At 71.8% G+C, this 26,554-nt stretch carries 30 protein-coding genes; 11 read left to right on the top strand and 19 right to left on the bottom strand.

All coding sequences use genetic code 11. The features are described 5' to 3' along the window. Positions 1-136 precede the first annotated feature (136 nt). Positions 137-583, bottom strand: a complete 447-nt coding sequence (locus ABIA36_RS06380; RefSeq protein WP_369961442.1) for a hypothetical protein — start codon at positions 581-583, stop codon at positions 137-139. A gap of 107 nt (positions 584-690) precedes the next feature. On the opposite strand from ABIA36_RS06380, the gene ABIA36_RS06375 reads away from it, so the two are divergent. From ABIA36_RS06375 to ABIA36_RS06365, 3 genes are read left to right on the top strand one after another with little or no spacing between them, the layout of a single operon-like run. After that, entirely contained in the window at positions 691-2,250 is a 1,560-nt protein-coding gene (locus tag ABIA36_RS06375) for a phospholipase D family protein (protein ID WP_369961441.1), read from the top strand. A gap of 56 nt (positions 2,251-2,306) precedes the next feature. Beyond that, on the top strand, positions 2,307-2,822 hold the full coding sequence (locus ABIA36_RS06370) for a GNAT family N-acetyltransferase (RefSeq protein WP_369961440.1): 516 nt from the start codon (positions 2,307-2,309) through the stop codon (positions 2,820-2,822). Positions 2,823-2,853: 31 nt separating this feature from the next. Next, the gene (locus tag ABIA36_RS06365) at positions 2,854-3,414 is read left to right on the top strand and encodes a GNAT family N-acetyltransferase (protein WP_369961439.1); all 561 of its coding nucleotides are present in this window, start codon (positions 2,854-2,856) and stop codon (positions 3,412-3,414) included. A 40-nt stretch (positions 3,415-3,454) separates the two neighbouring features. Here the strand turns inward: ABIA36_RS06365 and ABIA36_RS06360 are convergent, their stop codons facing one another. The 5 genes from ABIA36_RS06360 to ABIA36_RS06340 form a co-directional block, all read right to left on the bottom strand. Next, the gene (locus ABIA36_RS06360; protein WP_369961438.1) at positions 3,455-4,186 is read right to left on the bottom strand and encodes a hypothetical protein; all 732 of its coding nucleotides are present in this window, start codon (positions 4,184-4,186) and stop codon (positions 3,455-3,457) included. A gap of 105 nt (positions 4,187-4,291) precedes the next feature. After that, complete coding sequence (locus ABIA36_RS06355) at positions 4,292-4,978, bottom strand: SDR family oxidoreductase (protein ID WP_369961437.1); 687 nt, start codon at positions 4,976-4,978, stop codon at positions 4,292-4,294. 9 nt (positions 4,979-4,987) lie between these two features. Next, complete coding sequence (locus ABIA36_RS06350) at positions 4,988-5,680, bottom strand: GntR family transcriptional regulator (RefSeq protein WP_369961436.1); 693 nt, start codon at positions 5,678-5,680, stop codon at positions 4,988-4,990. Next, positions 5,680-6,372 (bottom strand): GntR family transcriptional regulator, encoded by a 693-nt coding sequence (locus ABIA36_RS06345; RefSeq protein WP_369961435.1) that lies wholly within the window; start codon positions 6,370-6,372, stop codon positions 5,680-5,682. The genes ABIA36_RS06350 and ABIA36_RS06345 overlap by 1 nt, the downstream gene beginning before the upstream one ends. Positions 6,373-6,711: 339 nt before the next feature. Continuing rightward, positions 6,712-6,855, bottom strand: a complete 144-nt coding sequence (locus tag ABIA36_RS06340) for a hypothetical protein (protein ID WP_369961434.1) — start codon at positions 6,853-6,855, stop codon at positions 6,712-6,714. 48 nt (positions 6,856-6,903) lie between these two features. Between ABIA36_RS06340 and ABIA36_RS06335 the strand changes: the two genes are divergently transcribed. Beyond that, positions 6,904-7,707 carry a thioesterase family protein gene (locus tag ABIA36_RS06335; protein ID WP_369961433.1) on the top strand — a complete coding sequence of 268 codons (804 nt, stop codon included), beginning with the start codon at positions 6,904-6,906 and terminating at the stop codon, positions 7,705-7,707. 7 nt (positions 7,708-7,714) lie between these two features. On the opposite strand, the gene ABIA36_RS06330 is transcribed toward ABIA36_RS06335, so the two are convergent. Continuing rightward, complete coding sequence (locus ABIA36_RS06330; protein ID WP_369961432.1) at positions 7,715-8,401, bottom strand: hypothetical protein; 687 nt, start codon at positions 8,399-8,401, stop codon at positions 7,715-7,717. A gap of 196 nt (positions 8,402-8,597) precedes the next feature. Here ABIA36_RS06330 and ABIA36_RS06325 point away from each other — a divergent pair, with 196 nt between their 5' ends. Both ABIA36_RS06325 and ABIA36_RS06320 read left to right on the top strand, forming a co-directional pair. Then, positions 8,598-9,032: a VOC family protein gene (locus ABIA36_RS06325; protein WP_369961431.1), complete on the top strand. Its 435-nt coding sequence runs from the start codon at positions 8,598-8,600 to the stop codon at positions 9,030-9,032. Between the two features lie 6 nt (positions 9,033-9,038). After that, positions 9,039-9,680: a winged helix-turn-helix transcriptional regulator gene (locus tag ABIA36_RS06320; RefSeq protein WP_369961430.1), complete on the top strand. Its 642-nt coding sequence runs from the start codon at positions 9,039-9,041 to the stop codon at positions 9,678-9,680. A gap of 22 nt (positions 9,681-9,702) precedes the next feature. On the opposite strand, the gene ABIA36_RS06315 is transcribed toward ABIA36_RS06320, so the two are convergent. The 4 genes from ABIA36_RS06315 to ABIA36_RS06300 all read right to left on the bottom strand — a co-directional run bounded on the left by ABIA36_RS06315 (position 9,703) and on the right by ABIA36_RS06300 (position 11,803). Continuing rightward, on the bottom strand, positions 9,703-10,239 hold the full coding sequence (locus tag ABIA36_RS06315) for a dihydrofolate reductase family protein (protein ID WP_369961429.1): 537 nt from the start codon (positions 10,237-10,239) through the stop codon (positions 9,703-9,705). Positions 10,240-10,312: 73 nt separating this feature from the next. Beyond that, positions 10,313-10,474 carry a hypothetical protein gene (locus tag ABIA36_RS06310; RefSeq protein WP_369961428.1) on the bottom strand — a complete coding sequence of 54 codons (162 nt, stop codon included), beginning with the start codon at positions 10,472-10,474 and terminating at the stop codon, positions 10,313-10,315. An 87-nt stretch (positions 10,475-10,561) separates the two neighbouring features. Next, positions 10,562-11,344, bottom strand: coding sequence for an alpha/beta fold hydrolase (locus ABIA36_RS06305; RefSeq protein ID WP_369961427.1), 783 nt, complete (start codon positions 11,342-11,344; stop codon positions 10,562-10,564). Positions 11,345-11,440: 96 nt separating this feature from the next. Further along, the gene (locus ABIA36_RS06300) at positions 11,441-11,803 is read right to left on the bottom strand and encodes a hypothetical protein (RefSeq protein WP_369961426.1); all 363 of its coding nucleotides are present in this window, start codon (positions 11,801-11,803) and stop codon (positions 11,441-11,443) included. Between the two features lie 173 nt (positions 11,804-11,976). On the opposite strand from ABIA36_RS06300, the gene ABIA36_RS06295 reads away from it, so the two are divergent. After that, a complete protein-coding gene (locus ABIA36_RS06295) occupies positions 11,977-13,182 on the top strand; it encodes an MFS transporter (RefSeq protein WP_369961425.1) in 1,206 nt (401 codons plus the stop codon). 8 nt (positions 13,183-13,190) lie between these two features. On the opposite strand, the gene ABIA36_RS06290 is transcribed toward ABIA36_RS06295, so the two are convergent. From ABIA36_RS06290 to ABIA36_RS06260, 7 genes are read right to left on the bottom strand one after another with little or no spacing between them, the layout of a single operon-like run. Beyond that, entirely contained in the window at positions 13,191-14,819 is a 1,629-nt protein-coding gene (locus tag ABIA36_RS06290; RefSeq protein WP_369961424.1) for a CDP-alcohol phosphatidyltransferase, read from the bottom strand. Beyond that, on the bottom strand, positions 14,816-15,511 hold the full coding sequence (locus ABIA36_RS06285) for a RibD family protein (RefSeq protein WP_369961423.1): 696 nt from the start codon (positions 15,509-15,511) through the stop codon (positions 14,816-14,818). Before ABIA36_RS06285 ends, ABIA36_RS06290 begins: the two co-directional genes overlap by 4 nt. Next, positions 15,508-16,497, bottom strand: coding sequence for a lysylphosphatidylglycerol synthase transmembrane domain-containing protein (locus ABIA36_RS06280; protein ID WP_369962086.1), 990 nt, complete (start codon positions 16,495-16,497; stop codon positions 15,508-15,510). Before ABIA36_RS06280 ends, ABIA36_RS06285 begins: the two co-directional genes overlap by 4 nt. Continuing rightward, the gene (locus ABIA36_RS06275; protein WP_369961422.1) at positions 16,494-17,354 is read right to left on the bottom strand and encodes an SAM-dependent methyltransferase; all 861 of its coding nucleotides are present in this window, start codon (positions 17,352-17,354) and stop codon (positions 16,494-16,496) included. Before ABIA36_RS06275 ends, ABIA36_RS06280 begins: the two co-directional genes overlap by 4 nt. After that, the gene (locus tag ABIA36_RS06270) at positions 17,351-18,442 is read right to left on the bottom strand and encodes a glycosyltransferase family 4 protein (protein ID WP_369961421.1); all 1,092 of its coding nucleotides are present in this window, start codon (positions 18,440-18,442) and stop codon (positions 17,351-17,353) included. The genes ABIA36_RS06275 and ABIA36_RS06270 overlap by 4 nt, the downstream gene beginning before the upstream one ends. Further along, a complete protein-coding gene (locus ABIA36_RS06265; RefSeq protein WP_369961420.1) occupies positions 18,415-18,813 on the bottom strand; it encodes a 6-pyruvoyl tetrahydropterin synthase family protein in 399 nt (132 codons plus the stop codon). Before ABIA36_RS06265 ends, ABIA36_RS06270 begins: the two co-directional genes overlap by 28 nt. Beyond that, positions 18,813-19,790 carry a zinc-binding alcohol dehydrogenase gene (locus tag ABIA36_RS06260; RefSeq protein WP_369961419.1) on the bottom strand — a complete coding sequence of 326 codons (978 nt, stop codon included), beginning with the start codon at positions 19,788-19,790 and terminating at the stop codon, positions 18,813-18,815. The genes ABIA36_RS06265 and ABIA36_RS06260 overlap by 1 nt, the downstream gene beginning before the upstream one ends. A gap of 124 nt (positions 19,791-19,914) precedes the next feature. On the opposite strand from ABIA36_RS06260, the gene ABIA36_RS06255 reads away from it, so the two are divergent. From ABIA36_RS06255 to ABIA36_RS06240, 4 genes are all read left to right on the top strand, one after another. Further along, entirely contained in the window at positions 19,915-20,637 is a 723-nt protein-coding gene (locus ABIA36_RS06255; protein WP_369961418.1) for a CDP-alcohol phosphatidyltransferase family protein, read from the top strand. Between the two features lie 135 nt (positions 20,638-20,772). Further along, on the top strand, positions 20,773-22,026 hold the full coding sequence (locus ABIA36_RS06250; RefSeq protein WP_369961417.1) for an ATP-binding protein: 1,254 nt from the start codon (positions 20,773-20,775) through the stop codon (positions 22,024-22,026). Positions 22,027-22,056: 30 nt separating this feature from the next. Beyond that, positions 22,057-22,836, top strand: coding sequence for an MBL fold metallo-hydrolase (locus ABIA36_RS06245; protein ID WP_369961416.1), 780 nt, complete (start codon positions 22,057-22,059; stop codon positions 22,834-22,836). A 58-nt stretch (positions 22,837-22,894) separates the two neighbouring features. Next, positions 22,895-23,458 carry a YbhB/YbcL family Raf kinase inhibitor-like protein gene (locus ABIA36_RS06240; RefSeq protein ID WP_369961415.1) on the top strand — a complete coding sequence of 188 codons (564 nt, stop codon included), beginning with the start codon at positions 22,895-22,897 and terminating at the stop codon, positions 23,456-23,458. A 49-nt stretch (positions 23,459-23,507) separates the two neighbouring features. Here the strand turns inward: ABIA36_RS06240 and ABIA36_RS06235 are convergent, their stop codons facing one another. After that, complete coding sequence (locus ABIA36_RS06235; protein WP_369961414.1) at positions 23,508-26,387, bottom strand: alkaline phosphatase family protein; 2,880 nt, start codon at positions 26,385-26,387, stop codon at positions 23,508-23,510. Positions 26,388-26,554 lie beyond the last annotated feature (167 nt).

The raw sequence follows: 26,554 nt of genomic DNA, 5'->3' as shown, positions 1-26,554 counted from the left end.
AGAACGCCGACGACCTCCAGACGCCCGACGGGCTGAGACACGATGAGCCGATCCACCCGGGTAGTCTACGACACGCCCGGGATGACGCGGACGTGAGTCCATCGCGGGGGATGGCCGCCCGGGTGAGCGCGGCCCGCTACACCCGCGGGGCGGTCCTGATCCCGTAGGACGCGAAGAACGTGGCGCCGTACAGGGCGGCTGCGACGAGGAACCCGACCGCCATCACGTACGACGCCCACTCGTTGCCGGTGGCGATCGTGCCGACGCCGGCGAGGAACGTGATGATGATGACCACGAGCCCCCACACCGCCGCACGCTGGCCGACGCCGGCCTTCCGGGCGGCGAGGAGCACCCGGACGCTGACGGCGACCAGGCCGATCGCGACCAGGATGTGCAGGATGACGATGATCGTGTCGACGACGATCGCGAAGGTGCCCTTCGGCTCGCCGATAAGGTTGGCGGCCATCCCGAGCAGGAACTGGAGGGCCAGGGCGGACAGCGCCTCCCGCGAGCGGCGGCGCAGGGCGTCGGTCGGGCTCGGGGACGAGCTCGGTGCGGCGGACGGTGCGGCGGATTCGGACATGGGCTCCCCTGCCTCGAGGTGCGGCGGCTCGGACGGGACCATTGTGCTCCCGCGAGCCGCGCCCGGTACAGGGCCGACAGGATCGCGGCCCGCGTAGAGTACGTAGCGTGTCGAGCGATGCCCCCGAATGGTTCCTGAGTCGGGCCGAGCGGGGGAACCCCGCATCCGCCGTGCAGGCCGGCCCCTCCGGGTCGGCGTCCTGGTCGGAGGGGAACCTGGTCCGGCCTCTCGTCCACGGTGCGACCTACTTCGCGCGGCTGCACGAGGAGCTGTCGGCGCTGGAGCCGGGCGACCGGGTGTTCTTCACCGACTGGCGCGGCGATAAGGACGAGCTGCTGCTGCCGGGCGGCCCGGCGATCGGCGAACTGCTGGCCGACATCGCGCGCACGGGTGTCGAGGTGCGCGGCCTGGTGTGGCGTTCCCACGGGGAGCGCATCCAGGGGCGGATGAGCGGCTTGTCGAACGCGCTGCTCGGCCGCGAGATCAACGACGCCGGCGGTGAGGTCCTGCTCGACCAGCGGGTGCGCGCCTTCGGGTCGCACCATCAGAAGCTTTTCGTCATCCGGCACACGAACGACCCGGCGCGGGACGTCGCGTTCGTCGGCGGAATCGACCTCTGCCACAGCAGGCGGGACGACCTCCGGCACGCGGGGGACCCGCAAGCGCTGGAGATCGACCCGCGGTACGGCGAGCGGCCGCCCTGGCACGATGCCGCACTCGAACTGCGCGGGCCCGTGGTCGCCGACCTGCTGGACACGTTCTCCGAACGCTGGAACGACCCGCACCCGCTGGACCACCGCAACCCGTACCGGATGCTCGTCCAGCGTCTGGCGGATATGCCCCGGCACCCGAAGCCGCTGCCGGAGGCGGCCCCTCCGCCCCCGGTCGCGGGCGCGCACGCCGTCCAGGTGCTGAGGACGTACGCCCCGAAACGGCAGCCGTTCCCGTTCGCTCCGCACGGGGAGCGCAGCATCGCGCGCGCCTACCTCAAGGCCTTCGCCCGTGCCCGCTCCTTCATCTACATCGAGGACCAGTACCTGTGGTCGAGGGAGGTCGTCGCGGGAATCGCGAAGGCGCTGAGGTCGAACTCCGAGCTGCGGGTGATCGTCGTGGTGCCGCGGTATCCGGACGACGACAACGGGATCGCGGGTCCGCCCGGGCGACTCGGTCAGCATCGGGCCGTCTCGCTGCTCCGGCGCGCGGCGCCCGACCGGGTCGGCGTCTTCGACCTCGAGAACGAAGCGGGCACTCCGATCTACGTGCACGCGAAGGTCTGCATCGTCGACGACACGTGGATGACGTGCGGCTCCGACAACTTCAACCTGCGTTCCTGGACCTCCGACAGCGAACTCACCTGCGCCATCGTCGGAGAGGGGATCGCGCGCGACCTCCGCACGCAGCTCTGGGCCGAGCACCTCGGTCTGGACCGCGATGACCCGCGGCTCCAGGACGCCGCCGACGGGCTGGCGCTGTGGACGGAGAGCAGCGACGCGCTCGACGCCTGGCACCGCTCTGGTCAAAGGTCGTCCCGGCCGCGCGGTCAGGCGCGGCGCCACCGCATCGAACCGGTGACGTGGCTGCAGCGCGTCTGGGCGGAACCGCTCTACAGGATCGTCGTGGACCCCGACTCGCGGCCGCGCCGCCTGCGGCGGACCGGACGCTTCTAGGCGCGCGTTCGCGCCTTCCCCACGCGTCGTCGGCGCCCCGCGAGTAGTGTCGCGGCGTGAACGTTGACCGAGTGCGGCTGCAACCGTGGACCGAGGCCGACCTGGCGGTCGAGCTGAGGAACAACGCCGAGGACATGACGACGTTCCTGGGCGGCCCGCAGGCGGAGGAGGTCGTCCGCGGACGTCACGAGCGGTTCCTCCGCGGGCAGGCGGACGGGACCATCTCGCCGTTCACCGTCCGGTCGGACGCGGTGGACGAGCCGGTCGGCGCGGCGGCCTACTGGCAGATCGAGCATCATGGCGAAGCCGTGTACGAGTGTGGCTGGTTCATCTTCGTGCCGTTCCAGCGGCGCGGGTACGCGCAGGCGGCCGTGCGGCTCCTGCTCGAACATGCGGCCTCGCGGGGCGACCGCGACACGATGCTCGCCTTCCCACGCGTCGACAACGCCGCCTCGAACGCCCTCGCCCGCTCCGCGGGTTTCGTGAACACCGGAGTCGAGGATTCCGAGTACCCGAAGGGCGTGCCGATCACGGTCAACGCGTGGGCGTTCGACCTGCGCGCGCTGCGCTGACGCGTTCGCCGCCCCCTGTAGCGTGTCCCTCATGTTCTCGAAGACCCTCGCCTCCGGCGCCGAACTCCGCCCCCTCGAGCCCTGGATGGCGGAGGAGTTCGCCGCGCACCTGGACCGCGCCCGGGAGCACATCCGTCCGTGGGTCGGCCCGTCGTTCGTGACCGAGGACGTCGCGGGCGCACGCGCGACACTCGGCCGGTACGCCGAGCGCGCGGCCCGGGAGGGCGCGGGCATCTACGGCATCTGGGCCGACGGCACGCTCGTGGGCGGCGTCATGTTCGTGGAGTTCGTGCCGGCGACGGGCGGCTTCGAGGTGGGCTGCTGGCTGGAGCCGGCCGCCGAAGGCCACGGGCACATCACGAGCGCCGTGCGCGAACTGCTCGCCTACGCGTTCGACGAGCGCGGCATGCACCGCGCCGAATGGCGCTGCCGAAGCGACAACGACCGCAGTTCGGCCGTCGCCCGCCGCCTCGGGATGACGCTGGAGGGCGTGCTCCGCGAGGCGTGGCCGGTGGGCGACGTGTTCCACGACAAGCAACTGTGGTCGCTGCTCGCGTCCGAGTGGGAGGTCGCCGCCGCCGTCGAGGTGTGACGGCCCGGTCAGCAGCACTCCGCTCTCACCGGCCTTCCCCCTACTTCTTCACCGCCTCCCGCACCGCCTTCGCGTCGGCCTGGGCCTTCTTCACGGCCGCGCGCGCGGACGCCAGCGACGACTTCGCCGACGACAGCGCTGAGTGGTTGGCGTCGTAGGAGGTCGGGGTCACGGCCAGTGCCGCGGCGGCGACGCCGCTGGCGTCGTGGGATGCGGTGGAGAGCTGGGCGCTCATGTCGCTGAGGTCGGACTGCAGGGCGGAGGTGGACTTCGCCTTGTCCTTGCCCGACAGCAGGGTGGCGAGCGTGGACTGCTCCTTCGTGAGCTTGGGGAGCGTGGTGCCGGTCAGGCGGTCGGCGTCGGATGCGAGGCGCGCCTGGGGGAGGGCGACGGCGTCGACGCGGTAGGAGGTGAAGACCTTCTTGAGGTCGGCGGCGGCTTGGGTGGTCGTGGTGTCGGCGGCGATGGCCGAGGCCGAGGACTTCATTCCGGCGAGGTCGGTGTTGAGCGTCGCGAGGATCGTGGACTTGTCGCTGGAGGTCAGGGATGTGTCGGCGTTCACCTTCGTGATCGCGGCGGTGAGCTTGGTCTCGCGGTCGCTGGTCGCCTTCGCGCCCGCGGCCTGGAGCTGCGCGAGCGTCTTGGGGGCGTGCGAAGCGGTCGGAGTCGGGGTCGGCGTGGCGGTGTCGGCGAAGGCCGGGCCGCCGATGAGGGCCGCGCACGCCATTCCCGCGGTCGCCGCCGTGAAGATGCCGATGGATCGTCTGGACATGGTTCTCCCGTCAGAGGTGAGCAGCCGGGGGTTGTTCCGGCTGACTCCAGCCTCGTCGGGGAATGTTCGGGGATCGTAAAGGGCGGGTTCGGGATCAGTACGCGATCAGCGCCGCCGCACCGGGCGCACGGTCAGCGCCTCCACCATCCCGGTGCTCGGCAGGTCCACCGCCACGCGCACGGTCGCGGCGACCATCTCCGGGGTGATCGTGTACGCGGCGTCGTACTCGTGCCCTTCGCGGGCGACGAGCGCGCGCTGCATGTCGGTGTCGACCCGCCCGGGGTGGATGCTCGTGACGCGGACGCCGTTGGGGCGCTCCTCCTCCCTCAGCGCGTCGGTGAGGGCGCGCAGGGCGAACTTCGAGCCGGAGTAGACCCCGCCGCCCGCTCCGCTGCTCAGTCCCGACCCGCTGTTGATGGCCACGACCAGGCCGCCCGCCGCCCGCAGCGCCGGGAGGGTCGCCCGCAGCAGCGCCGCGACGGCGAACACGTTGACTTCGAACACGCGCCGCCAGGTCGCGTCGTCCGTCGAGGCGATCGTGCCGCCGTCCTCCACGCCCGCGGACAGCACGAGCACGTCGAGCCGCTCCGGGATGGCCGGCAGCGCGTCGCCGGTCAGGTCGGCGACGAACGGCTCGGCCGACGGCAGCTCCGCCACGACCGACGCGACGGCGGCGGCATCCCGGCCGCCGACCACGATGTGGTGGGTGCTGCCCAGCTCGACGGCGATCGCCCGGCCGATGCCGCGCGATGCTCCGGCGACGAGGGCGACGGGACGGGAGTTCTGAGCCATGCCCCGAGCCTAGGCCGGGGGGGGCCCGGCGGCGGCATCGCGGTCTCCGCGCGCGCCCCGCATCCGAAAGATCCTCTTGGTCGCCTCGATGGCCCGCTCGTCGTCCCCGGCTCGCAGCGCCGCGGACAGGTCCGTGTAGCCCTGTGCCCACTCCTCCAGGTCCGCCTCGAGCGCCCGATAGGTGACGGTGACGTGGTAGCTGAGCGACGGCCCGGTCTGCGTGACGAGCTCGACGAACACCGCGTTCGGGCAGGCCTGCACAAGCGATCCGAAGTACGCCTGGGCGGCCTTCGCGATGGAGGGGATGTCGCCGCGCCGATGTTGTGCCGCGACGTCGCCGGCGAGCGCCGCGAGACGCGTCCGGTCCTCGCCGGTCAGGTGCGGCAGGGTCAGGATGGTCGCCCCGGTCACGAGCACGCCGATCGTCTGGAGGGTGTCGAGCGCCTCCTCGGGACGGGGGGCGATGACGGCGGAGTGCGATTGCGGCGCCGTCTCGACCAGCCCTTCCAGGCTGAGCGTGTGCAGCGCCTGCCGGATCGGTGTGCCCGAGACGCCGAGCCAGCCGCGCAGCGCGGCCTCGTCCAGGCGCTCGCCGGGAAGGAGCACGCCGGAGAGGATGGCCTCCTTGAGCTGCGTGTAGACCCGCTCGCGCAGGAGCTCGCGAGGGCCGGTGGTCTTCTCGGGGGAGTGCGGGATCGGCATCAGGCGTCTCCCTTTTCGGTGGGTCGCTCGGCCCCGGTGATTCGCAGGGCATCGATCCGGAAGATCTCCCGCTCGGCCGCGTCTACGCCGTGCCTGTCCGCCGCCGCGAGCGCCGAGCGCAGGTTCGCATACGACTGCGCCGCCTCCGGCCAGTCGATCCCGAGAGCGCGGTACGCGACGCCGACGTAGAACGCGCGGGCGGCGAGCGTCCGCTCGGAAAGCCGGAGCAGCACGCGGTTCGGGCACAGTGCCATCAGTCGTCCGTAATAGCGCTGGGAGCCCGCGATCGACGCCTCGAGGTCGGCGGCCTCCAGCGCGACGATCAAGCGGTCGACGTCCGCGACCAGGGCCTCCCGGTCGGCGTCGGTCAGGCTGTCGAGAGTGAGGTCGAGCACCCCGAGGACGAACACGCCGATGGTCTGCAGGTGCAGCACGGCGTCCTCCGCCCGCGGCTCGACCACGCGGGTGTAGGACTGGGCGGCGATCTCCACGAAGCCCTCGACCGTCAGAGCGTGGAGGGCCTGGCGGATCGGCGTCCTCGACATCCCGAGCCAGGCCTGCAGTTCGGCGTCGTCCAGCCGTTCGCCGGGACGGATCGTCCCGTCGAGGATCGCCGACTTCAGCGACGCGTACGCGCGATCGCGCGCCAGTACGCGCGCCTGCCGGACCTCCGGCGCCCCCGGAACGGGCATGTGCCCCACCACCTTCTCCCGCGCATGACGCGCGGCCCTCCGGTCTGATCGTACCGACCCGCGAGGGCTGTGCGGAACTAGAGCCTGGACTAAAGTTCCAATCTCGACGTATACTCCCGGCAGGAGGACGATTCCGACGGTTTCCCCCCAGGGAGGGCCCGCCCCCCCCGTGGGCCCTCCGCCCGACGGGCTCCTGCATTTTCGGGTGCAGGGCGCCCGTCGAGGGGTCCTGCGTTTCGGGTACGCAGGACCCCTCACTTCCTGTCGTCGCGATGTCGGTGGTCGCCGCGTCGGCCTGGACCGTGTACGCGCTGCAGGGGCACGCCGGCTGACGGCGGCCTAGCCCGGCTCCTCCTCCGACTCCAGCGTCTCGTCGGCGTCCACCTCGGTGTCGTCGGTCTCCGTCGCGTCGATCGCGGCCTCCGCCTGCGCCCGCTGCTGGGCTTCGGCGGCGGCCTCCCGCTCGCGTTCGTGTCTGCTCATACGCCCTAGTGTCGCTCGGGAGGCCCTCCTGCGCCTACGTTGGGGAGGATGAATGCCGACACCTCCGTCCCCGCCGCCTACTTCGTCCAGAAGAGCGAGAACGTCTTCACCCCCACCCCGCACGCCGGCGGCGCGTGGGCGGACGACGAGATGCACTTCAGCCCGCTGGGCGGTCTGATCACGCACGCGATCCTCCGCCACGCCGCGAACCCCGGCGGCCCGGCACTCCAGCTCGCCCGGATCAGCTTCGACATCCTCGGCTTCCTGGCGCTGGACGAGGTCGAGCTGTCGGTGGAGACGATCCGCCCGGGCCGCACGATCGAGCTGGTGGAGGCGACCGCCGTCATCCACGGCCGCACCGCGGTCAAGGCGCGCGCGTGGCTGCTGTCGTCGTTCGACACCGCCGAGGTCGCCGGTGGCGCCGCCGGGCCGCTGCCGTCGCCCGAGACGGCGACGCCGTGGTCGATGATGGACGCGTGGCAGGGCGGCTACGTGGCCTCCCTCGACACCCGCGCCGTCCACTCCCCGGAGGCCGGCCGCGCGACGGTCTGGCTGTCGACGGGCTGCGAGCTCATCGAAGGCGTCGTGGTCGACCCGGTCACGGCGTGGATCACGCTGGTCGACACGGCCAACGGGGTGGCCGTGCGCGAGCACCCCACCCGGTGGATGTTCCCCAACGTCGACCTCACCATCCACCTCCACCGGGCGCCGTCCGGCGAGTGGCTCGGGCTCGACACGGAGGTGGTGTTCGGCACGACGGGGCTCGGGATCACGCGATCGGTGCTGCACGACCGCGACGGGGCGGTGGGGTTCGCGGAGCAGGCGCTGACGGTGCGGCGGTTGACGGAGTAGGGGGCGTCTAGATGACGCAGCTTCCGGAGGCGACGACCGCCCGCTGCCGGGCGAAAGCGTCGTCGATCCGGTGGCTTCGCGCGATGTAACGCGAGACGTCGCCGTCGATAAAGCTCGCGCACTGGACGATCTTGTCGCGCATGCTCGTCAGATTCATGTTGTAGATCGGCTCGTGGTGCGCGATCCGGTTGCGGAACTTCCTGATGCCGTCGAGCTGAGCATGGAGCTCCTTGCGGCTCGCTCCGCCCAGATTCGCGAACGCGTGCCTCAGCCGCGGCTGCCAGAGGGCGGTCTCGTAGCTGAAGAGCCGATCACGAGGGACGCCTGGTCCGGTGAGGCCGACCCAGAATCCGAAGGTGGACGCACCGACCACCTCGTCAGGGGTGGGCTCGTGTCCCGTTCGAGAGAAGAGGCGATTGATCGTCGCTTGCAGGCCCGCCGCCTCCCGGTGTGCCAGATTGACGCCGTCGTACCACCAGGCGTCGGAACGCCCCGAGCGCAAGGCATCGTGGATGCGGTTCCGCAGCATGACCTCGAGCACGCCGATCGGCCCCCAGAAGGCGGATGAGATTTCGATGTTCCAGGCGTAGAGCCGGATCGCCATCTGGCGACGGCCGTCGTAGCGGTTGAGATACCGGCGGAATCGCGGCTCGCTCAGGGATGCGGCGAAGGCCGGAATCGTGTGCGGATCCATCGCTTGACCCTATGAGACGCAAGAAGCCCCGGGAGTCCGATCAGATCGAATAGTCCCGGGGCGCAACAGGGTCAAACCTACCACGAGGCTGCTGAGGGACTCCCGTCGCGTTTCTCGAACTCACCCCTTGACTAACCCACTTGTTTTTTGCAAGTATCGACCTCGACAAGACCGGACCACGAAAAGGGAGACCACGATGTCCATGATGTTCGTCAACCTGCCGGTGACCGACCTGGAGCGCGCCAAGGCGTTCTACGAGGCCGTCGGGTTCACCATCAACCCGCTCTTCACCGACCACAACGCCGCGTGCGTCGTCGTCGACGAGGACCACAACTACTTCATGATCGTCACGCGCGAGTTCTTCCAGACCTTCTCCGACCGCCCGGTCGGCGAGCCGTCGAAGACCGTGTCCGCGTCGACCGCGATCATGCTCGACAGCCGCGAGCTCGTCGACGCGACTGTGGCCGACGGGATCGCCGCGGGCGGCGTGGAGGAGCGTCCCGCCGCCGACTACGGCTTCATGTACCAGCGGCAGCTCGCCGACCCGGACGGCAACATCCTCGAGTTCGGCTGGATGGACCCCGTCGCGGCGCAGCAGGGTCCCGAGGCGTACCTGAGCCAGCAGGCCTGAGGGCCGATGGTCGCACGCGACTACGGGCAGTACGACGGGATCACCCAGGCCCTGGAGCTGGTGGGGGAGCGCTGGGCCCTGCTGATCGTCCGCGACCTGCTCGTCGGGCCGCGCCGCTACGGCGAGCTCGCGGCGGGGCTCCCGCGCATCCCGAGCAACATCCTGGCGGCGCGGCTCAAGGAGCTGCAGGCGGCCGGCATCATCCGCCGGGCGCCGCGCTCCCGCATCGTCCTCTACGAGCTCACCCCGTACGGGCGGGAGCTCGAACCGGTCGTGCTCGCGCTCGGCGCCTGGGGTTTCAAGGCGCTGGGGGAACCGCGGGCTGAGCAGATCATCACCCCGGACGCCATGACCATCTCGCTGCGCACCGCGTTCCGGCCGCAGGTCGCCGCCGAGCTCCCGGCGACGGCCTACGGCGCGCGGTTCGGGGACGACGGCCTCCTTATCCGTGTGGCGGGGCCGCAACTGGCCGTGACCCGCGGCGACGGGCCGGCCGACCTGGCGTTCGCGAGCGGGCCGGACATCCGGCGGCTCATCTCCGGCGAGCTCACGCCGGATGACGCCATCGACGCCGGCGTGGTGGAGGTGCTCGAAGGCCCCCGCACGCTGCTCACCCGCTTCGCCGCCACCTTCCACCTCGCCGCGTGACCCCTCGGCGGGTCGGGGCGGGTCAGCGGAGGACGCGGTAGCCGGCGAGCAGATAGCCGGTGGACGACACCGCGGAGGAGATCGTCTCGAACCGCTGCGCAGGGACGCCCTCCAGCAGACGCCGGCCGCCGTCCGCGACCGCGGGCGCGATCACGAGCCGCAGCTCGTCCACGACGCCGCCGGCGAGCAGCGCCCGGGCGACCGAGATGCTGGCGTGCACGCCGATGTCCCCACCGTCGCCCTCCTTGAGCCGCCGCGCGAACTCCACGACGTCGCCCTCGATCGCCGACGCCCCCGGCCACGCGGGCTCGAGCGGCGCCGACGTCGCGACGTGCTTGGTCACCGAGTTGATGAAGTCCGAGAACGGCTGGATGTCGCTGTTCGGCCAGTACCGCGACCACTCGTCGAAGCTGCGGCGACCGAGGATGACGTCGTCCTGGGTCGCGATCACGGCGCCGAGGTTCGCGTCCATGTCCTCGTCCCAGTCCGGGATGAAGGCGTCCGGACCCTCCGCCACGCCGTCGAGGGAGACGAGTTCGTAGACCACGATCTTCCGCATGCGACGAACCTAGCCCCGAACCCCGGAGGGGGCGAGGCCGAACCGCGCGGCTCCGACCGCTGGTGCGATCGTGTCAGGCCGCGCGACGCGTGCGCCGGCGCGTACCCCGCCGGGCGGTGGCGAGCTGGGCGACCGGCGCCGTGGCGGACACCGCCCACGCTTCGACCCTGACCAGCGGCACGCAGGCGCGCTCGCGCATCCATACGGCGGTGCGGGTCAACGGTGGGCGGCTCACGTCGTGAGACGGTATCCGGACAGGCGCGGCGAGTCAACCGATTCGGCCGCTATTCGCCCGGCTCGTCACCTGCTGGTCGCTCTCTGTTCACCCGAGGAACGCCTCCACCCGCTCGGGCCAGGTGTCCGCGTCGGCGGCGGTCTCGGCGACGAACAGCTCCGAACCCGGGATCAGCCCGTGCAGCCGCTCGGCGGTCGACAGCGGGTGGCCGGGATCCCCGGCCCACGGAAGCAGCAGCACCGGCATCCGCAGCGTCGCGATCAGCTCCGGGCTCGGCAGGTCGGACAGCGCCGCACCGCGCAGCACGGCGGGCGCGGTGGCGGCCTGCAACTGCGGCGCCGGGGCGACGCCGCGCTCGGCCAGCACGGGCGGCACGGTCAGTGTGGAGGCCGCCATCAGGTCCATGAGCGCGTCCCAGCCCTGCGCCTCCAGCAGGTCGGCCATCTGCCGGTAGATCCCGGCCTGGGCGGCGCGCGTCTCCCACGCGGTCGGCGGCAGGCCGAGCACGAGGCGGCGGAAGCGCTCGGGATGCCGCACGGCCGCGGTGAGGATCGTGCCGGTCCCCATCGAGATGCCCACGGCGTCCACCGGCTCGGTCTGGCCCACAGCGTCGAGCACGGCCAGCAGGTCGTCGGCGAGCGCCGTCCAGCGGTAGCGTTCGGGATCGTCCGGTCCGGCCGAGCGGCCGTGGCCCGCGGCGTCGTAGCGGACGAGGCGGCGGCCGCGCGCCGCGAGCGGACGCAGGTCGAGCAGCTCCAGGTCGGCCTCACGGCTGGCGGTGAGGCCGTGCGCCTGCAGCACGGTGGGGCCGTCGCCTGTCACGTCGTAGCTCAGGGTGGCGTCGGCTCGGGTGAGGGTCAGGTCGGCCATGTCGCTCCATTCCGGTGCGCGTCGACGGGGAGGGCGCGCGTCGGTGGCGATGGTAGTCCCGGGGCGATGGTAGTCCGGGGAGCGGCGGAGGCGCCCTCACGCCACCCGCGGCCTCCGGAACGCGACCCCCGACGTGATGGCCAGCACCACGATGCCGATCGCCTCGATGATGACGGTCTCCGGGACGAGGGTGAACGTCCACACCTCCCGGATGCCGAAGAGGCCGACGGTCAGCGCGAGCAGCAGGGAGGCCAGGCTGGCGATCACGAACAGCAGGCTGAGCGTGGTGGCGAGCCGCAGCCACGCGCCGCGCAGCACCAGCATCCCGATCGCCAGCACGATGGCCGCGATGGAGTTGAGGACGAACAGCACGCCCAGCAGGCCGCCGACACCGTCGAAGATCAGGAACAGGTGGATCCCGCCGATCAGCACGAGCACGATCGCGCTCAGGATGCGCATCAGCCACAAGGACCCCTGACTGCTGTGAATGCCTTGGCTGCTCTGAATGCTGTGGTTGCTCATGGCACTCCCCGCTTCCGTCTCCTGGCCTCCACCGCTGAAGGCCTCACGGGGAACACGAACGGGGCTCGGTATCGGTTCAATTCGGGCGGCGCAGGGCTAGCATCGCAACCATGCCTCACGCGTCGGACTGGAGCCCCGGCACGGTGCGCGAGGCGGCGGGCGGCCTCGTCGCGCTGACGTTGGCCACCTTCCTCGCGGTGACGACCGAGATGCTGCCGGTCGGGTTGCTGCCGGCGATCGGGAGCGACATGGGGGTGTCCGACTCGGTCACCGGCCTGCTGGTCACCGTCTACGCGTTCATGGTCGCCGTGCTGGCGGTGCCGCTGACGCTGTCGACCTCCCGGTTCTCGCGAAAGGGACTGCTCCAGGCGACCCTCGTGGCGTACACCGTGAGCAACCTCGTCGCCGCGGTCGCGCCGGACTTCGGCGTGCTGGCGGCGGGACGCGCGTTCGGCGGGATCGCGCACGCGCTGTTCTTCTCGGTCAGCATCGGGTACGCGTCCCGGCTGGTGGCTCCCGCCTTCACCGGACGGGCGCTCGCGCTGGTCACCGCCGGAGCCGCGGCCGGGTTCGTGCTGGGGGTGCCGTTGTCGACCTCCCTCGGCACGGCGCTCGGCTGGCGTGCGGCGTTCGGGGTGCTCGCCGGGGTGTGCGCGATCACGGTCGTCGTCGTCGCGGCGCTGCTGCCGGCGGTCCGAGGAGGCGGCACCGGGCATACGGGGGAGGGCGCCGGCGCTCGCCGCGTGCGGCTCGGGATCGTGTCGACCACGAACGCCGTCGTCTACCTGGGGCAGTTCACCGTCTACACGTTCGTTTCGGTGATCCTGCTCGCGACCGGGCTCCCGGCCGCGGGTGTCGGCCCGGTGCTGCTCGGGATCGGCGCGGTCGGGCTCCTCGGGACCTGGTTCGCCGCGGCCACCCTCGACCGGCGGCCGCGGGCGACCGTGCTGACGCTGCTCGGGGCGGTGACGGTCGGACTGGTCGGGGTCGGGATCGCGTTCCCGGCGCTCGCCGGGGTGCTGGCGGCGGCAGTGCTGTGGGGCGCGGGTTTCGGCGGTGTGGCGTCGGTGTTCCAGACGGCGGCGATCCGCACCCGCGGTGCGACCCCGGAGGTCATCGGCGCGCTCGTCAACTCGACCGCCAACATCGGGATCGGCGGGGGCGCGGCGGTCGGCGCAGCCGTGCTCGCCGGGCCGGGGCTCGGGTGGCTGCCGTTCGCGGGGGCGGCGCTGGTGGTCGGGGGGCTCGTCGTCATCCTGGTGGCGCGCCGCTCCTTCCCCGCGTCCCCGAGGCGTGACGCGATCCGTGACGAATGACGCGGCGCTCAGGGGCCGTAGGCGGTCAGGAAGCGGTCGCGGAAGGCGTCCATGCGCCACACGGGTGCGGTGGCGGACGGCAGCAGCCCGGGCTGCCAGCCCCACGACGCGATCCGCTGGGTGACGGCCGGGTCCTTGGCGATGATGCTGATCGGGACGTCGTGGTTCGCGCCCGGCCCGCTGACGATCGTCGCCGGCTGGTGGTCGCCGAGCACGACGAGCACGAGGTTCGGGTCGTCGAAGGTGGTCAGGAACGAGGTCAGCGCGCCCATCGTGTACTGGATCGACTCACCGTAGAGCTGCTGGACGTGCCGCGGGTCCTGCCACACCACGCTCGGCGGGAGGCCCTCCGCCGGCTGCGGGTCGTAGACCGAGCCGTCGCCGAGCTGGTCCCAGGGCAGCAGCTTCGGCAGTGGTGTCCACGGGGTGTGCGACGAGACGAGGTCGATCTCCGCCATCAGGGGCTGGTGCGGCACGGTGAGCTCGTGCTGCTGGAAGTACGCCCAGGTGTACTGATCGGGCACCTGCGCGTAGCTGAAGATCGGGCCCTTGTAGCCGACATTCGTGGCGTTGAGCTCCTGCTCGTAGTGGTAGAACGAGGTCCCGACCGGCCACGGCGCCGAGTCCGACGGCACGTCGCTGACGGTCCGCCAGCCCGCTTTGCGGAAGGCGGCGGCGAGCGTGAACCGGGTGCCGGCGGTGACCTGGTCGTAGCGCCGCTGGGAGTCGATCCACAGCCCGCTCTGCAGCGTCGAGTGGGCGAGCCAGCTGATGCCGCCGAAGGTGGACGAGGTCAGGAACGCGCTGCGCTCGGTGTAGCCGTGCGCCGCGAGGGCGGCGTTCCCGCTGCGGAGGACGGCGTCCACCCCCGGCGAGAAGGAGGTGCCCTGCACGGCCACCTGCCCGTAGCTCTCCACGAAGGCGATGACGACGTCCTTGCCCTTCAGCCCGGTGAGCAGGTCCGAGGCCGGGAGCGCCGCGTACGGGTCGCTGGCCGCCGCGCGGTCGAGGACCGCTTGGTCGTGGGCGGCGACCTGCACCTGGTCGACGGAGGAGGCCGCGGCCGAGAGGCCGTCCGCCGCGGCGACCGGCTCACCGGCCACGAGTTGCACGCCGACGAGCGCGAGGACCAGCCAGCCGGCTGTGACGGCGGACGCCGCGATCAGGCTCGGCCGGCGCCGCCGGGTGAGGACGCGCGCCAGGCGCAGCAGCGCCGCGGCGATCGCGACGACGGCCGCGACCGCGAGCACGCCGACGAGCGCCAGGATGCCGATCGCTCCCGGGGTCCCGGTGGAGTCGCGGACCACGCCGTAGCCGTCCACTAGCTCAGACCAGCCCGACACCACGTCGAACGGCCGGCCGACCGTAGCCACGAACACGCGGTCGAGCGCGGCGATGATCGCCGCGAGCACGAGCAGCAGGGCCACGAGCACCGCCAGGGTGCGGCGTGCCCACCGCCACGGGAGCAGGATCATGGCCGCCAGGGCAAGGATGCACTCGAGGGGGACGCGCAGCAGGGCGAGCGCCGAGTCGGAGGCGATCAGGCCGGGTGCGAGGGAGGCGAGGAAGACGATGAGGGCCGCGAGGACGGTCGCGACGACCCGCCAGACGCTGCGGTCCCGGTGCGGGCGGGTCACGGGAAGCCCCCGAACCGGTCCGACAGTGCGTAGCGAAGCAGCACGACATCCCCGATCGGGCGCGCCTCGACGAGAGCCGCACGGCTGTCGCTCGTCCACGGGTAGGCGCCCTCGCCGACGAACCGCGGCGCGTTCTCGTCCCCGACGAAGAACGGCGCCACGGCGAGATGCAGCTCGTCGGCCAACCCGTTCGCGAGGAACTGCGTCAGCGTGCGGCCCCCGCCCTCCACCATCACGCGCCGCACGCCGCGCTCGCCGAGGTCGGCGAGCAGGTCGGTCATCCGCACGTCGTCGCCGAGCGGCACGACGGTGGCGGCCTCGCCGAGGAGGTCGGCGAGCCGGGCGTGCCGGTGGCGCGGGCAGTAGACGAGCTTGAGGGTGTCGCCGAGGGTGAAGAAGTTCGCGCCGGGGTCGAGGTCGCCCGTCGAGGTCACCGTCGCCTTCCAGGGCGTGCGGCACTTCCCGGCGGCCTCCCGGCGGTCCTGGCGCTCGGCGCTGCGGACCAGCAGCCGCGGGTTGTCGCGGCGCACGGTGCGGGCACCGACGAGGATGACGTCGTGCCGCGCGCGGACGTCGTCGACCCGGTCGAAGTCGGCGGCATTCGAGAGCGCGAGCTTGGGCGGCCGCGCGGTGTCGAGGTAGCCGTCGAGGGAGACGGCGCAGCTCACGGTCACATACGGTCGGTCGGTCATGCCCGCATCCTCCTCCTCGTCAGCACGGCCGCGGACTGCACGACGAGCGCCGCCGGGGCGAAGCACACGAACGCCAGCACGCCGTACAGCGTCGCCGCCGAGAGGCCGGCCGCCGCGCCGAAACCCGCCATCGCGAACGCCCACCCGGCCGCGCCCTCGCGCGGACCCCAGCCGCCGAGGGTGAAGGGGAGGGAGGCCGCGATCAGCACCACCATCCCGAGGGCGAGCAGGCGAAGCGGCGGCACGTCCGCGCCGACGGCGACGGCCGCGATCGCGAACGTGCCGAGGTGGCAGGCGCAGACGATCACGGACGCGATGACCGCCCGGACGCTGACCGACACCGAGCCGAGGCCCTCTCGGACCTCCCGCCACTCGTGCGCCAGCGCCCGCCGGACCCGCCGGCTCGCGAATGCGGTGGCCGCGCCGCCGACGACCACGGCCGTGAGGACGACGCCCAGCGCCGGCAGCAGGACGCCCTCGAACTCCATCCCGACGACGGCGAGGACGACGACAGCGAGCGTGACCTGCACCGCCTGGCCGAGCAGCCGCTCCAGCGCGACGGCCCGGGCTGCGGCGCCGAGCCGGTCGGCGCGTCGGCCGTGGTCGACCGCGCGCTGGACGTCGCCGACCACGCCGCCCGGCAGCACCGTGTTCACGAACTGGGAGCGGTAGTACGCCCCGATCGCCGTGGACCAGCGGAGGCCGACGCCGAGCCGGCCGGCGATCAGCCGCCAGCGCCACGCGGCCGCGACCGTGGCGAGCGCGGTGAGGGCGAACGCGGCGGCCACCGTGGGTCCGTCGAGGCTGAGGAGCCCGCGGAGGAAGGGGCCCGTGCCGACGCGGGCGACGATCGCGATCAGGATGGCGACGGGAATGAGCGTGCGGAGGGTGATCCGCACCCACGGGCGACCGAGCGCACGGCGCAGTCCGTGCGACACCGCCGTCGGCGTCGGCGCCGCCTCCGCTGCGCTCAGCCGGACGGTCATCTCGGCCACGCCAGGACATCGAGGTGGTACACGACCGCGGACAGCCCGCCGTTTCGCTGCTGGCCACCGCGCAGCTCCCGATAGGCGACGGCCTGATCCAGCAGCGAGCGGTCGCGGTCGACTTGTGCCTGCTCCGCTGCCGCATCGACCCAGCCGTCGAACCACTCGCCCAGCAGCCGCGGGTCGCGACGGTCCAGCCGCCACGTCGTCAGCGCCGTGCGGACGTGCCAGCCGGCGCGCGCGAAGAGCCCGCGCACGATCGGCGCGCCGAACCGCCCGAGCAGACGGCGACCGTCGACCTCCCGGCGCTGGTGCTCGTTGAAGGCGCGGGCGAAGCGGATGTCGCGCGGGTCCCAGGGGCGCACCTCCACATCCCCGGTCACGCTGAGGGGCAGGAACACGGGAGCGCCGACGCCGACGCACGCATCCACGACCGCGTGCGCCTCCGGCGCGGTCACGACGTCGAGGAGGGCGGAGGCGGTCACCAGGTCGGCGCCGGCGAGGTCGGCGGCCGTGAGCCCGTCGAGCGGGGTGACGCGGGCGTCGACCGCGATCGGACGCCCGGCTCGGTCGTGGGGAGGTGCGGCGCCGACCGCCCGCGCGGTGAGGCCGGCGTTCCAGTCGTGGAGGACCCAGTTCTGCGGTCCGGGGAGCTGCGGAGCGAGCCAGCGCATCATCGAGCCGGTTCCGCTACCGAGGTCGTGGACGGTGAGAGCGCGGGTGCGCGCCGGGAGGTCGCCGGCCGCGCCTGCCGCGAGTCCCGCCGCCAGGTGCGCGAGCCGCCGCGAGCGCGCGCGGGCGTCCTCCGCCTCGCGCAGCGCGAGCCAGTCGGCGCTGACCTCCAGCACTCCGCTCACGATGGCACCGCCTCGGTGCGCAGCCCCTCGACCGCGGCCTCCCGCAGGGCGGACGCGACCACCGCGATCGTGTCCTCCCAGCGCCGCCCTGCCTCCCGCGCCTCCAGCGCGGCCGCTTTCAGCGCGTCCCGTCGCGCCGGGTTCGCCCACCACTGCTGCAGCACCACCCGCAGCGCCCACGCGTCGTCCGGCGGCACGATCATCGCCGCGTCCGCCCGCGCGATCGCCTCGGGGATGCCGCCCACGCCGGTCGCGAGCACCGGGACCCCGTGCGCGAGCGCCTCCGCGAGGGCCATCCCGTAGCTCTCGCTGCGCGACGGAAGGACCACGAGGTCTGCCTGGGCGTACGCCTTCGAGAGCGCGTGCGGTTCGAGGACGCCCGCGAACCGGATCCGGCCGGCGAGGCCCGCCGCGTCGATCACGGCCGTCAGGGCGGCGACGAAATCGGGGTCCACCTCCAGCGAACCGACGAGCGTGCAGGTCCAGCCGTCGCGGTCGGCGAGGCCGGCGAGGGCGCGCAGCAGAAGGTCCTGGCCCTTGTGCGGGGCGATGGCGGCGACGCACAGCAGGCGGCCGCCGCCCGAGGAGGCCACCGTCGCGGGGGCCGGGTCGACGCCCGGGTGGGCGACCACGATCCGGTGCGGGTCGGCGGCGTCCTGCTCGAGGAGCTGGGAGCGGGTCCACGCGCTCGTCGCGACGATCCGGCGGGCGGAGCGCAAGGCGGCCAGGACGCGGTCGCCGAGCGCGCCGTCGCCGACCATGCCGTCAGCCGGCGCCGCGACCATGTGCGCCAGCACCACGATCCGCAGCCGCGACCGGTGCGCGACCAGCGCCTGCGGCTCCCGCGACACCAGCAGTCCGTCGACCAGCGCGAGCGCGCCCTCCGGCAGCGCGGCCAGCGCGCGGGCCGTCCAGCCCGTGCCGCGGCCCGTGACCAGCATCATGTGCACGGCCCATCCCTCGGCCCGGAGGCCGTCGCGGACGCGCTGGTCGTAGCGGTTGCCCCCGCTCACCTGCATGGGGTCGTCGATGCTGTCCGGCACCACGAAGAACACGTCGCTCACAGTGGCCTCGAATAGCTCGCCCACGCGATGTGGGACTCGTGGAGGGTGACGGCGACGGAGGTCAGCCCGGTGTCACGGCCGAGCGAGCCGTCGGCCGCGGCGGCGGCGAGCCGGTCGGCGATCGCCCGGCAGAGCACCTCCGTGGTGGTGTTCATCCCGGCGAACGCGGGCTCCTCGTCCAGGTTGCGATAGGTGAGCGAGCGGGTGATCTCCGCGAGCGCGGCGGTCGCGCGGCCGATATCGACCACCACGCCGTCCGCGTCCAGCTCGTCGGCGCCGAAGGTCGCGTCCACGACGAAGGTCGCGCCGTGCAGTCGCTGGGCGGGCCCGAACGCCTCGCCGGTGAAGCTGTGGGCGACCATGAGGTGGTCGCGAACCGTGACCGTGAACGGCATCAGGCGTCCCTCCAATCGATGCTGTGGCAGAGCTCGGCGCCGGGATCGGAGGCGAGCCTTGCGAGGACCTCCGGCAACTCCCGCCACGACGACGTGCCGGTCAGCAGGGCGTCGAACGCCGGGTCGCGCAGCAGGTCGAGCGCGAGGGCCAGCCGGTCGGTCGTGCTGCGCCGGTCGTGGCGGCGCGCCGCCACCTCGCCGACCTGGCTCGACCGGAGGGTGAGCCGGCGGGAGTGGAAGTCCTCCCCGAGCATCAGCGTGACCGGACGATCGCCGAACCAGCTCGCCTCGATCACCTCGCCCCCGGCGACGACGGTCTCGAGTGCGAGCCGCAGCCCCGCCTCCGATCCACTGGTGTGGATGACGAGGTCCTGGTCGCGCGGCGCGTCGGCGGGCTCGCCGAAGGCCACGCCCAGCCGCTCGGCGACCTCCCGCCGCGACGGGTCGACGTCGACCAGCGTCACCTCCACGCCCGGGATGCCGTGCGCGAGCCGCGCGACGCAGCAGCCGATCATCCCGGCGCCGATCACCGCGATCCGGTCGCCGAGGAGCGGAGCGGCATCCCACAGCACGTTGACCGCGGTCTCCACCGCCCCCGCGAGCACGGCGCGCTCGGCGGGCACGCCCTCCGGGACCGGGAACACGGCCGCCGCCGGGACGACGAACGCCGACTGGTGCGGGAACAGCGTGAACACGGTGCGCCCGACCAGCTCGTCGGGCCCCCGCTCGACCACGCCGACGTTCAGGTAGCCGTACTTGACCGGCGCGGGGAAGTCGCCCTCCTGCCACGGCGCCCGCATCAGCGCGTACTGGCTCGGCGGCACCCGGCCTCCGAACACGGTCGCCTCGGTCCCGCGGCTCACCCCCGTGCGCAGCGTGCGGACGAGCACCTCCCCGTCGCGGGGCTCGCGCAGCGGCCCGGACCGCAGGGCGCCCACGCCGGGTTCCATGACCCAGAAGGCGGTGGCTTCGAGCACGTCCAGCTCCTCTCGCGGCGGCCCCTCGTGGATTCGGACCTCTGTGAACCATCCGCGCACACCCTGCGTGTTAAGGCAAGATGCGGCAGCGCACGGTGCCGTTCCCCAGAGACACGAGGCTCACGTGAAAAGGGTTCAACTCGCAGCGGTCGGCTGGGCCGGCGCGGGCCTCGCGCTCGTCCTCCTCCTCGGGCTGCTCTCCGTCGAGTGGCGGATGACGCCGCTCCCCGCGTCGGGCTGGGCGGCGGCCGCGGCCTACCTCCTGGTGTCCAACGTCCTCCTGGTCCGCGGCCTCCAGCGCCGCCGAACGGAACGCTTCGGTCCCGCCAACATCGTCACCTCGATGCGCTCCACGCTGGTCGGGCTGATCACGGGACTGGTGGTGGCGTCGTTCAGCGCGGCCGTGCCCGTCCCGCTGCTGGTCGGCCTGGTGGCCCCGGCCCTCGCGCTCGACGCGGTCGACGGCTGGGTGGCGCGGCGCACGGGAAGCACGAGCGAACTCGGCGCCCGGTTCGACATGGAGGTGGACGCCTTCCTGCTGCTGGTGCTCAGCGTCTTCGTGGCGCCGGCGCTCGGGAGCTGGGTGCTCGCGATCGGCGGCCTGCGGTACGCGTTCGTCGTGGCGGGGTGGCTGCTGCCGTGGCTGCGTGCTCCGTTGCCGTACCGGTACTGGCGGAAGGTGGTCACGGCGTACGCCGGGGTGGCGCTCGCCGTGGCGTGCACGGGGGTGCTCCCGGGGGTGAGCGTGGTGCTGGTGGCGGGGGCGCTGGTGCTGCTGGTGGAGTCGTTCGGGCGGGATGTGGTGTGGCTGAAGCGGGAGCGGGGGAGGGTGCGCGTCGGACGGTAGGGCGGCGGTGGCCGTTTCTACGATCCGCGACTCGCCATTTCTACGATGAGGTGGTGGCCATTTCTACGATCAGACGGTGGCCATTTCTACGATCGGACTCCGGCCATTTCTACGATCGACTGTTAGTGTGGTGGCGTGGCCCTGATCGATCGGAACGTCTTCTCCTTCGCGGACTCCGTTGCCAGGGCCTTCCCTGCCCTCGTCATCCAGGGGGCCCGTCAGGTGGGCAAGAGCACGTTGGCGGGCCAGCTCGCGCGCGGCAAGAACGCACAGGTTCTCACCCTCGACGACGAACAGACGCGGGCTGCGGCAGTCGAGGATCCAACGGGTTTCGTCGAGCAGAACTCTGACGGATTGCTGGTGATCGACGAGATCCAGCGTCACCCCGAACTCACGCTCGCCGTCAAGGCGTCGATCGACCGCAACAGGCGCCCTGGTCGCTTCATCCTGACCGGTTCCAGCGACCTTCTCCGCTCTCGGCGTGCGACGGACAGTCTCGCCGGTCGCGCGGTGTCGGTCTCGCTGAGGTCGTTCTCGCAGGGTGAGCTCCGCGGAAAACGCGAGGACTTCGTGCGGGGGGTGCTCGACGGCGGTCTCCAAGTGGACCTGACATCGGAGGCGACCCGCGATGACTATGCGCACATGGTCGTCTCGGGCGGATATCCGAATGCCTACGATCAGACAGCACGGTTGCGCAGCATCTGGCTCGACGGCTACGTGGATCGTCTCGTCCGTCGCGACGCCCGCGAGCTGATCAACATCACGGACCCGATGCGGTTGAAGAGTCTTCTGCGTCTTATAGCGGCCAATCAGTCCGGCGAACTGGTCAAGGCACGCTTCGCTCAGGACGCCGCCATCCCGCCCACGTCGATCGCTTCGTACCTGGACACGCTGGAAATGCTGTTCCTCGTGGACCTGCTGCCGCCGTGGACACCCAATCTCACATCGCGCGAGACGGGACGCTCGAAGGCGACCATTTCCGACTCCGGCTTGGCCGCGCGCTTGGCGCGCGTGACCGAAGCTCAGCTCACTCCCGTCGACGGGACGGCGCAGCACTTCGGCGGCTTGATGGAGGGTTTCGTCGTCGGCGAATTGCTGAAGCAGCAAGCGTGGTCCGATGAGGAGTTCGAGCTCTTCCACTATCGAACCAAGAGTGGTGTCGAAGTCGACATCGTGGTGGAACTCCCCGACGGGAGGGTTCTGGCCATCGAAGTGAAATCCGGCAGTACGTTCAAGACCGACCACTTCAGCGGGCTCCGTTACCTGCGAGACCGGCTTGGTGACCGGTTCATCGCCGGGATCGTTCTCAACACCGGCCAGACGGGATACCGGTATTCCGAGAGGCTGTGGGGCCTTCCCGTTGCTTCGCTGTGGGAGCTCCCGGCCTGACCGACCCCGCCACGTTTCTACGATGGAGTCGTGACCACTCCCGCAACCACCCCCACCCCCTGCCGCCCCCGCGTCCTCTCGCTCGGCGGCCCCAGCCTCCTCATCGAGTTCGGAGGCGCGCGCTTCGTCGTCGACCCGACGTTCGATCGCGCGGGGGAGTACCCGGTCGGCTCCCGCGTCCTCACCAAGACCACCGACGCCCGCCTCCAGCCCGACGAGCTGGGGTCCGTCGACGCGGTGCTGCTCTCGCACGACCAGCACCCGGACAACCTCGACCGCGGCGGCCGCGCGTACCTGCGCACCGTGCCGCTCGTCGTCACCACGCCGCTCGCGGCCGGTCGGCTCGACGCCGCCTGCCGGGGGTTCGAGCCGTGGGATTCCGTCGTGGTCGGCGGGGTGACCGTCACCGCCGTCCCCGCCCAGCACGGGCCGGACGGCACGGAGGCCGCCACCGGTCCGGTGACCGGTTTCGTCCTGGAGGCGGAGGGCTCGCCCACCCTCTACATCTCCGGGGACAACGCCTCGCTCCGCCTCGTGGCCGAGATCGCCGAACATTTCCCCGCGATCGAGCTGGCGGTCCTGTTCGCCGGCGCCGCGAGCACGCCCCTGGTCGACGGCTTCCTCACGCTCACCAGCGCGGAGGCGGCGGAGGCCGCGCGGATCCTGGGCCGGCCCCGCGTGCTCCCCGCGCACGCCGAGGGCTGGGCGCACTTCACCGAGGGCACGGACGACTACGTCGCTGCCTTCGCCGCGGCTGGCCTCGGCGACCTCCTCCTGGACAGCACACCAGGGACCTGGGCGTCGATCTGATCCGCGTCCTCTAGGCTGACCATCCCACCCCCTCCCACCCCTGTCGAAAGGCCCTCACATGCCGAACCCCATCGGACGGGCACTCCGCGATCGGCGTGCCGGGCACGACAAGGTCGTCTGGCTGCGGGACGGGCTGCAGGCTCCCGAGTCGTTCGTGCTGACGAGCCCGGCCTTCGCCGACGGCGCGCCCATCCCCGCGCAGTATCGCGGCCGCCTGTTCGGGCAGGATCTGTCTCCCGCGCTCGAGTGGACGCCGCCGCCCGTGGCGACCGAGGAGCTGGTGCTGGTCGTGGAGGATCCGGACGCCCCGCGGGCGACGCCGGCGATCCACACCATCGTGCGCGGCATCGACCCGTCGCTCGGCGGCCTGCCGGAGGGCGGCCTGGCGCGGAAGGGCGCAGCGCCCGGCATCGCCTACGGACGCGGGTCGCTCGGCTCCCGCGGCTGGCACGGGCCGATGCCGGTGCCGTCGCACGGGCCGCACTCCTACGTCTTCCAGCTCTTCGCCGTGGACCGACGGCTCGACCTCCCGGCCTCGTTCGGGCTGGAGGACGTCGTGCGCGCGATGAGCGGTCACGTCATCGGCCGGGCGCGGCTCGACGGGACCTACGAGAACCCCTAGGACGCACGAACGCCCCCGCCCGCAAGGGCAGGGGCGTCCGCGTCGACGGCTACTGGTCGTCGTGGTTCGTCGACCCCGGGGCGATGCCCGGCACGTCGTTCGGACCGTAGATCTTCGCGTCTCCCGGGTAGGGCGACGTCCAGTGCTTGGTCTGGTACCAGGTGTAGCGGTTCATCAGCAGCGGGTTGTCGTAGTCCGGGATGGCCGGGTGGCCCGGCGTTCCGGTGAAGTGCTGCTTTCCTGCCCACTTCTGCCACTCGGCGGCGACCGACTGCTCGGAGGCCGGCACAGCGGCGTCCTTCGCGGCCTGGGCGTTCACACTGTCGGCTGCCGCTCCGGTCTTGCCGAGGGTGTCGTAGCCGCAGGCGGGCTTGGTCGCGACGCCCTCCGTCAGCGGGACCTGGTTGGGGACCGCGGTGTACGGCGCCAGGTCCGGCTTGTTCGTGAACGCGTCCAGCATCGGCGTCGCCGCGGCGATCTTCTGGTTGAGCGGCTGCGCGCCGAGGATCTGCTCGATCGTGCGGACCATGCTGATCTGCGAGTAGTACGTGCTCACGGTCTTGCCGTGCACGGCGTACGGGCTGATCACCTGGATGGGCGCACGGTGGCCGTCGACGTGGTCGGCGGAGTCCTGGCTGTCGTCCTCCGCGACGAAGATCGCGGAGTCCTTCCAGTACTGGGAGTGCGAGATCTCGTCGACGATCTTGCCGAGGGCGAGGTCGTTGTCGGCGACCATCGCCTTCGGGTCCGCGGTGCCTCCGGTGTGGTCACTGGAGAGCCACACCATGTTGAAGTTGGACGGACCGTTCTTCTCGAAGTCCTGCTTCCAGGTCTCGTACCGGTAGATGTCCGGAACGGCGAGGTCGAACGGCGCCGCGTTCGGGTCGGAGATCGCGTTCAGCGAGGGGATGACCGAACCCGCGTTCCACTTGATGGACGGGTCGAACAGCTGAGCGGGCGAGCCGCCGGCCATGGTGCTCGTGGCCGCGCAGTAGTACTGCTGCCAGGTCGCGCCGGCCGGCTTGCCCTCGCCGTACTCGAACTCGCCGTAGTTCTTCGCGCTCTTCCCGGCGGACTGCACCGAGTTCCACAGGAAGCCGCTGCGCTGGTGGCCCAGCACGTCCTCCTCCGTGTCGTAGGAGCGGACGTACTCGCCGGCGCTGGTCTGGGTATAGGCGGTGTTGTCGCCCTGCATCAGCCAGTTGTGGCCCTCGGCCGAGTTCGTGCCGATGTCGTAGGTGTTGTCGTACAGGCCGAACTGGGAGGCGAGGGAGTGCTGGTTCGGCGTCACCGTCTGCCCGAACTGGGTCAGCGAGGGGTCGCCGTTGCCCTGCTTCATGTCGCCGTAGAGCTGGTCGTAGCCGCGGTTCTCCTTGACGACGAGGAACACGTGCTTGATCGGCGACGGGTCGCCCAGGCGCTTCGGGATGACCGATGCAGCGTTCTCGCTCCGGTCGCCCTCGGCCTGCTTGAGCGAGTTCTCGGTCCAGCCGTTCTGCGCGAACACCTGCTCCGTGGCCTTCTGGATCTGCTTGTCGCTCGGGAGCACGAACTTCGTGAGCGACGCGGTGGTCGAGTGCGTCCCGTGCCCGGTCACCACCGGCACTCCCGCGCCCTTGTTGTTGGTGATCCCGGGCCCGCGGGCGTCGATTCCGCGCGTGTTCGTGACCACGATCGAACCGTTCACCGCCGCGACGTTCTCGGGGTAGTAGTCGGTCGGCAGGAGCCCGATGAGGGCGGCCGGGTCGCGCGGGTCGGCGGTGTTGACCTTGTAGACGGCGATCGCGTTCGCGTTGCCCAGGGAGACCAGGAGGTGGTCGCCCTGCAGCGTGACGGCGGTCGGCTGGTACCCGGTCTTCGACGACGCCCACGGCTGGGTCGCGATCGTCTGGACGACGGCGCCGGAGCGCGTGTCGATCACCGAGACGGAGTCGCTGTTCGTGTTGACGACGTACAGGGTGGTGCCGCTGAGGTGCATGGACGTCGGGTGGAGCTGGACGTCGATGGAGCCGACCGCGGCCGACGGGTTCGCCGTGTCGATGACGCTGACGGTGCCGGTGGTCGACGTGCCGAGGGTGGTGTCGGCGGGGACCTGCGTGCCGTACGACCCCATCGTGGTCTCACCGGGGAGGGCGTAGCGGCCACCTTCGTTGGCCACATAGAGCTTGCTGCCGACGAACGTCAGCTGACGCGGGGCGATGCCGACCGGGAGGGTCTGCTTGATCGTGCCGGCTACCGGGTCGATGGCGACGACCGTGTTCTGGCCGTTGACCGCCGCGTAGAGGGTCGAGCCGTCGGGCGAGAACGTCATCCCCGCCGTCAGCGCCTTCTGGCCGGCGGCGGAGTTCGGGATGGCGATCGTGGTGCCGGCGCCGAGCGAGCCGTCCGCGTTGAACGGGTAGCGCACGACACCGGTCGCGACCGGCTCGAACAGGAACTTGCCGTCGGGGGAGAAGACCGGGCCCTCCTGGCCGACCGTGCCGTCCGCGATCGGGAGGTACTTCATCGAGCCGTAGCCCGCGTTGGAGGCCGCGGTCGCGAACGTCGACGCCGTGAGCGTGCCCGCCGCCGCGACCGGCTTGTAGCTGTTGAGGTCGAAGACCTGCAGGTCGACCGAGCGGTCGGTGCTGGTACCGACGAGGTAGTGGCCGTCCGGGCTGACGGTCGAGCCCATCAGCTTGCCGAACGGCGTCATCAGGCGGTTCCCTGCCGGCTGGAGAAGCTGGTCGGACGAGATCTGCTCGCCGCCGGCGTACTGGGTGCCGACCTGCTGGTTGCCGAAGGCGAGGGTGGAGGCGGTGGCGATGCCGCCGCCGAGGACGGCGAGCGCGCAGGTCGCCGCGGTGACCGCGAGGACGCGCTGCCGCGGCGTGAGGGCCGCGAAACGGCGCCTGCCGGATTTCAGGCGCCGGGGGATGTTGCGAGGCATGGGGGCGAGACCTTTCCCGAATGTGGAGGAGCGAGAAGACGCAGGACCTCAAAGAGAGGTCACAGGAAAGACACTGCTGTGCCCCTCGTCGGGGGGTCAACCAAACGGTTTATGAATGCGCGGTTACGCGGGCGGCCGCCGCCGGGCGTGTCAGCGGCCGGCATCCC

This window comes from Leifsonia sp. EB34 (assembly GCF_041260585.1).
In the GTDB taxonomy this organism is placed as follows: domain Bacteria; phylum Actinomycetota; class Actinomycetes; order Actinomycetales; family Microbacteriaceae; genus Leifsonia.
This window is presented reverse-complemented; position numbering and strand designations above follow the sequence as displayed.

Bases quoted from the DNA above. Each gene is read 5' to 3' on its own strand.
- ABIA36_RS06320 (WP_369961430.1), top strand. From the start codon at position 9,039: ATGGTCGCACGCGACTACGGGCAGTACGACGGGATCACCCAGGCCCTG.
- ABIA36_RS06350 (WP_369961436.1), bottom strand. From the start codon at position 5,680: ATGCCGATCCCGCACTCCCCCGAGAAGACCACCGGCCCTCGCGAGCTC.
- ABIA36_RS06305 (WP_369961427.1), bottom strand. From the start codon at position 11,344: ATGGCCGACCTGACCCTCACCCGAGCCGACGCCACCCTGAGCTACGAC.
- ABIA36_RS06235 (WP_369961414.1), bottom strand. From the start codon at position 26,387: ATGCCTCGCAACATCCCCCGGCGCCTGAAATCCGGCAGGCGCCGTTTC.
- ABIA36_RS06285 (WP_369961423.1), bottom strand. From the start codon at position 15,511: ATGACCGACCGACCGTATGTGACCGTGAGCTGCGCCGTCTCCCTCGAC.
- ABIA36_RS06340 (WP_369961434.1), bottom strand. From the start codon at position 6,855: ATGAGCAGACACGAACGCGAGCGGGAGGCCGCCGCCGAAGCCCAGCAG.
- ABIA36_RS06365 (WP_369961439.1), top strand. From the start codon at position 2,854: ATGTTCTCGAAGACCCTCGCCTCCGGCGCCGAACTCCGCCCCCTCGAG.
- ABIA36_RS06380 (WP_369961442.1), bottom strand. From the start codon at position 583: ATGTCCGAATCCGCCGCACCGTCCGCCGCACCGAGCTCGTCCCCGAGC.
- ABIA36_RS06355 (WP_369961437.1), bottom strand. From the start codon at position 4,978: ATGGCTCAGAACTCCCGTCCCGTCGCCCTCGTCGCCGGAGCATCGCGC.
- ABIA36_RS06300 (WP_369961426.1), bottom strand. From the start codon at position 11,803: ATGCGCATCCTGAGCGCGATCGTGCTCGTGCTGATCGGCGGGATCCAC.
- ABIA36_RS06265 (WP_369961420.1), bottom strand. From the start codon at position 18,813: ATGCCGTTCACGGTCACGGTTCGCGACCACCTCATGGTCGCCCACAGC.
- ABIA36_RS06360 (WP_369961438.1), bottom strand. From the start codon at position 4,186: ATGTCCAGACGATCCATCGGCATCTTCACGGCGGCGACCGCGGGAATG.
- ABIA36_RS06330 (WP_369961432.1), bottom strand. From the start codon at position 8,401: ATGGATCCGCACACGATTCCGGCCTTCGCCGCATCCCTGAGCGAGCCG.
- ABIA36_RS06240 (WP_369961415.1), top strand. From the start codon at position 22,895: ATGCCGAACCCCATCGGACGGGCACTCCGCGATCGGCGTGCCGGGCAC.
- ABIA36_RS06295 (WP_369961425.1), top strand. From the start codon at position 11,977: ATGCCTCACGCGTCGGACTGGAGCCCCGGCACGGTGCGCGAGGCGGCG.
- ABIA36_RS06335 (WP_369961433.1), top strand. From the start codon at position 6,904: ATGAATGCCGACACCTCCGTCCCCGCCGCCTACTTCGTCCAGAAGAGC.
- ABIA36_RS06345 (WP_369961435.1), bottom strand. From the start codon at position 6,372: ATGCCCGTTCCGGGGGCGCCGGAGGTCCGGCAGGCGCGCGTACTGGCG.
- ABIA36_RS06325 (WP_369961431.1), top strand. From the start codon at position 8,598: ATGTCCATGATGTTCGTCAACCTGCCGGTGACCGACCTGGAGCGCGCC.
- ABIA36_RS06280 (WP_369962086.1), bottom strand. From the start codon at position 16,497: ATGACCGTCCGGCTGAGCGCAGCGGAGGCGGCGCCGACGCCGACGGCG.
- ABIA36_RS06315 (WP_369961429.1), bottom strand. From the start codon at position 10,239: ATGCGGAAGATCGTGGTCTACGAACTCGTCTCCCTCGACGGCGTGGCG.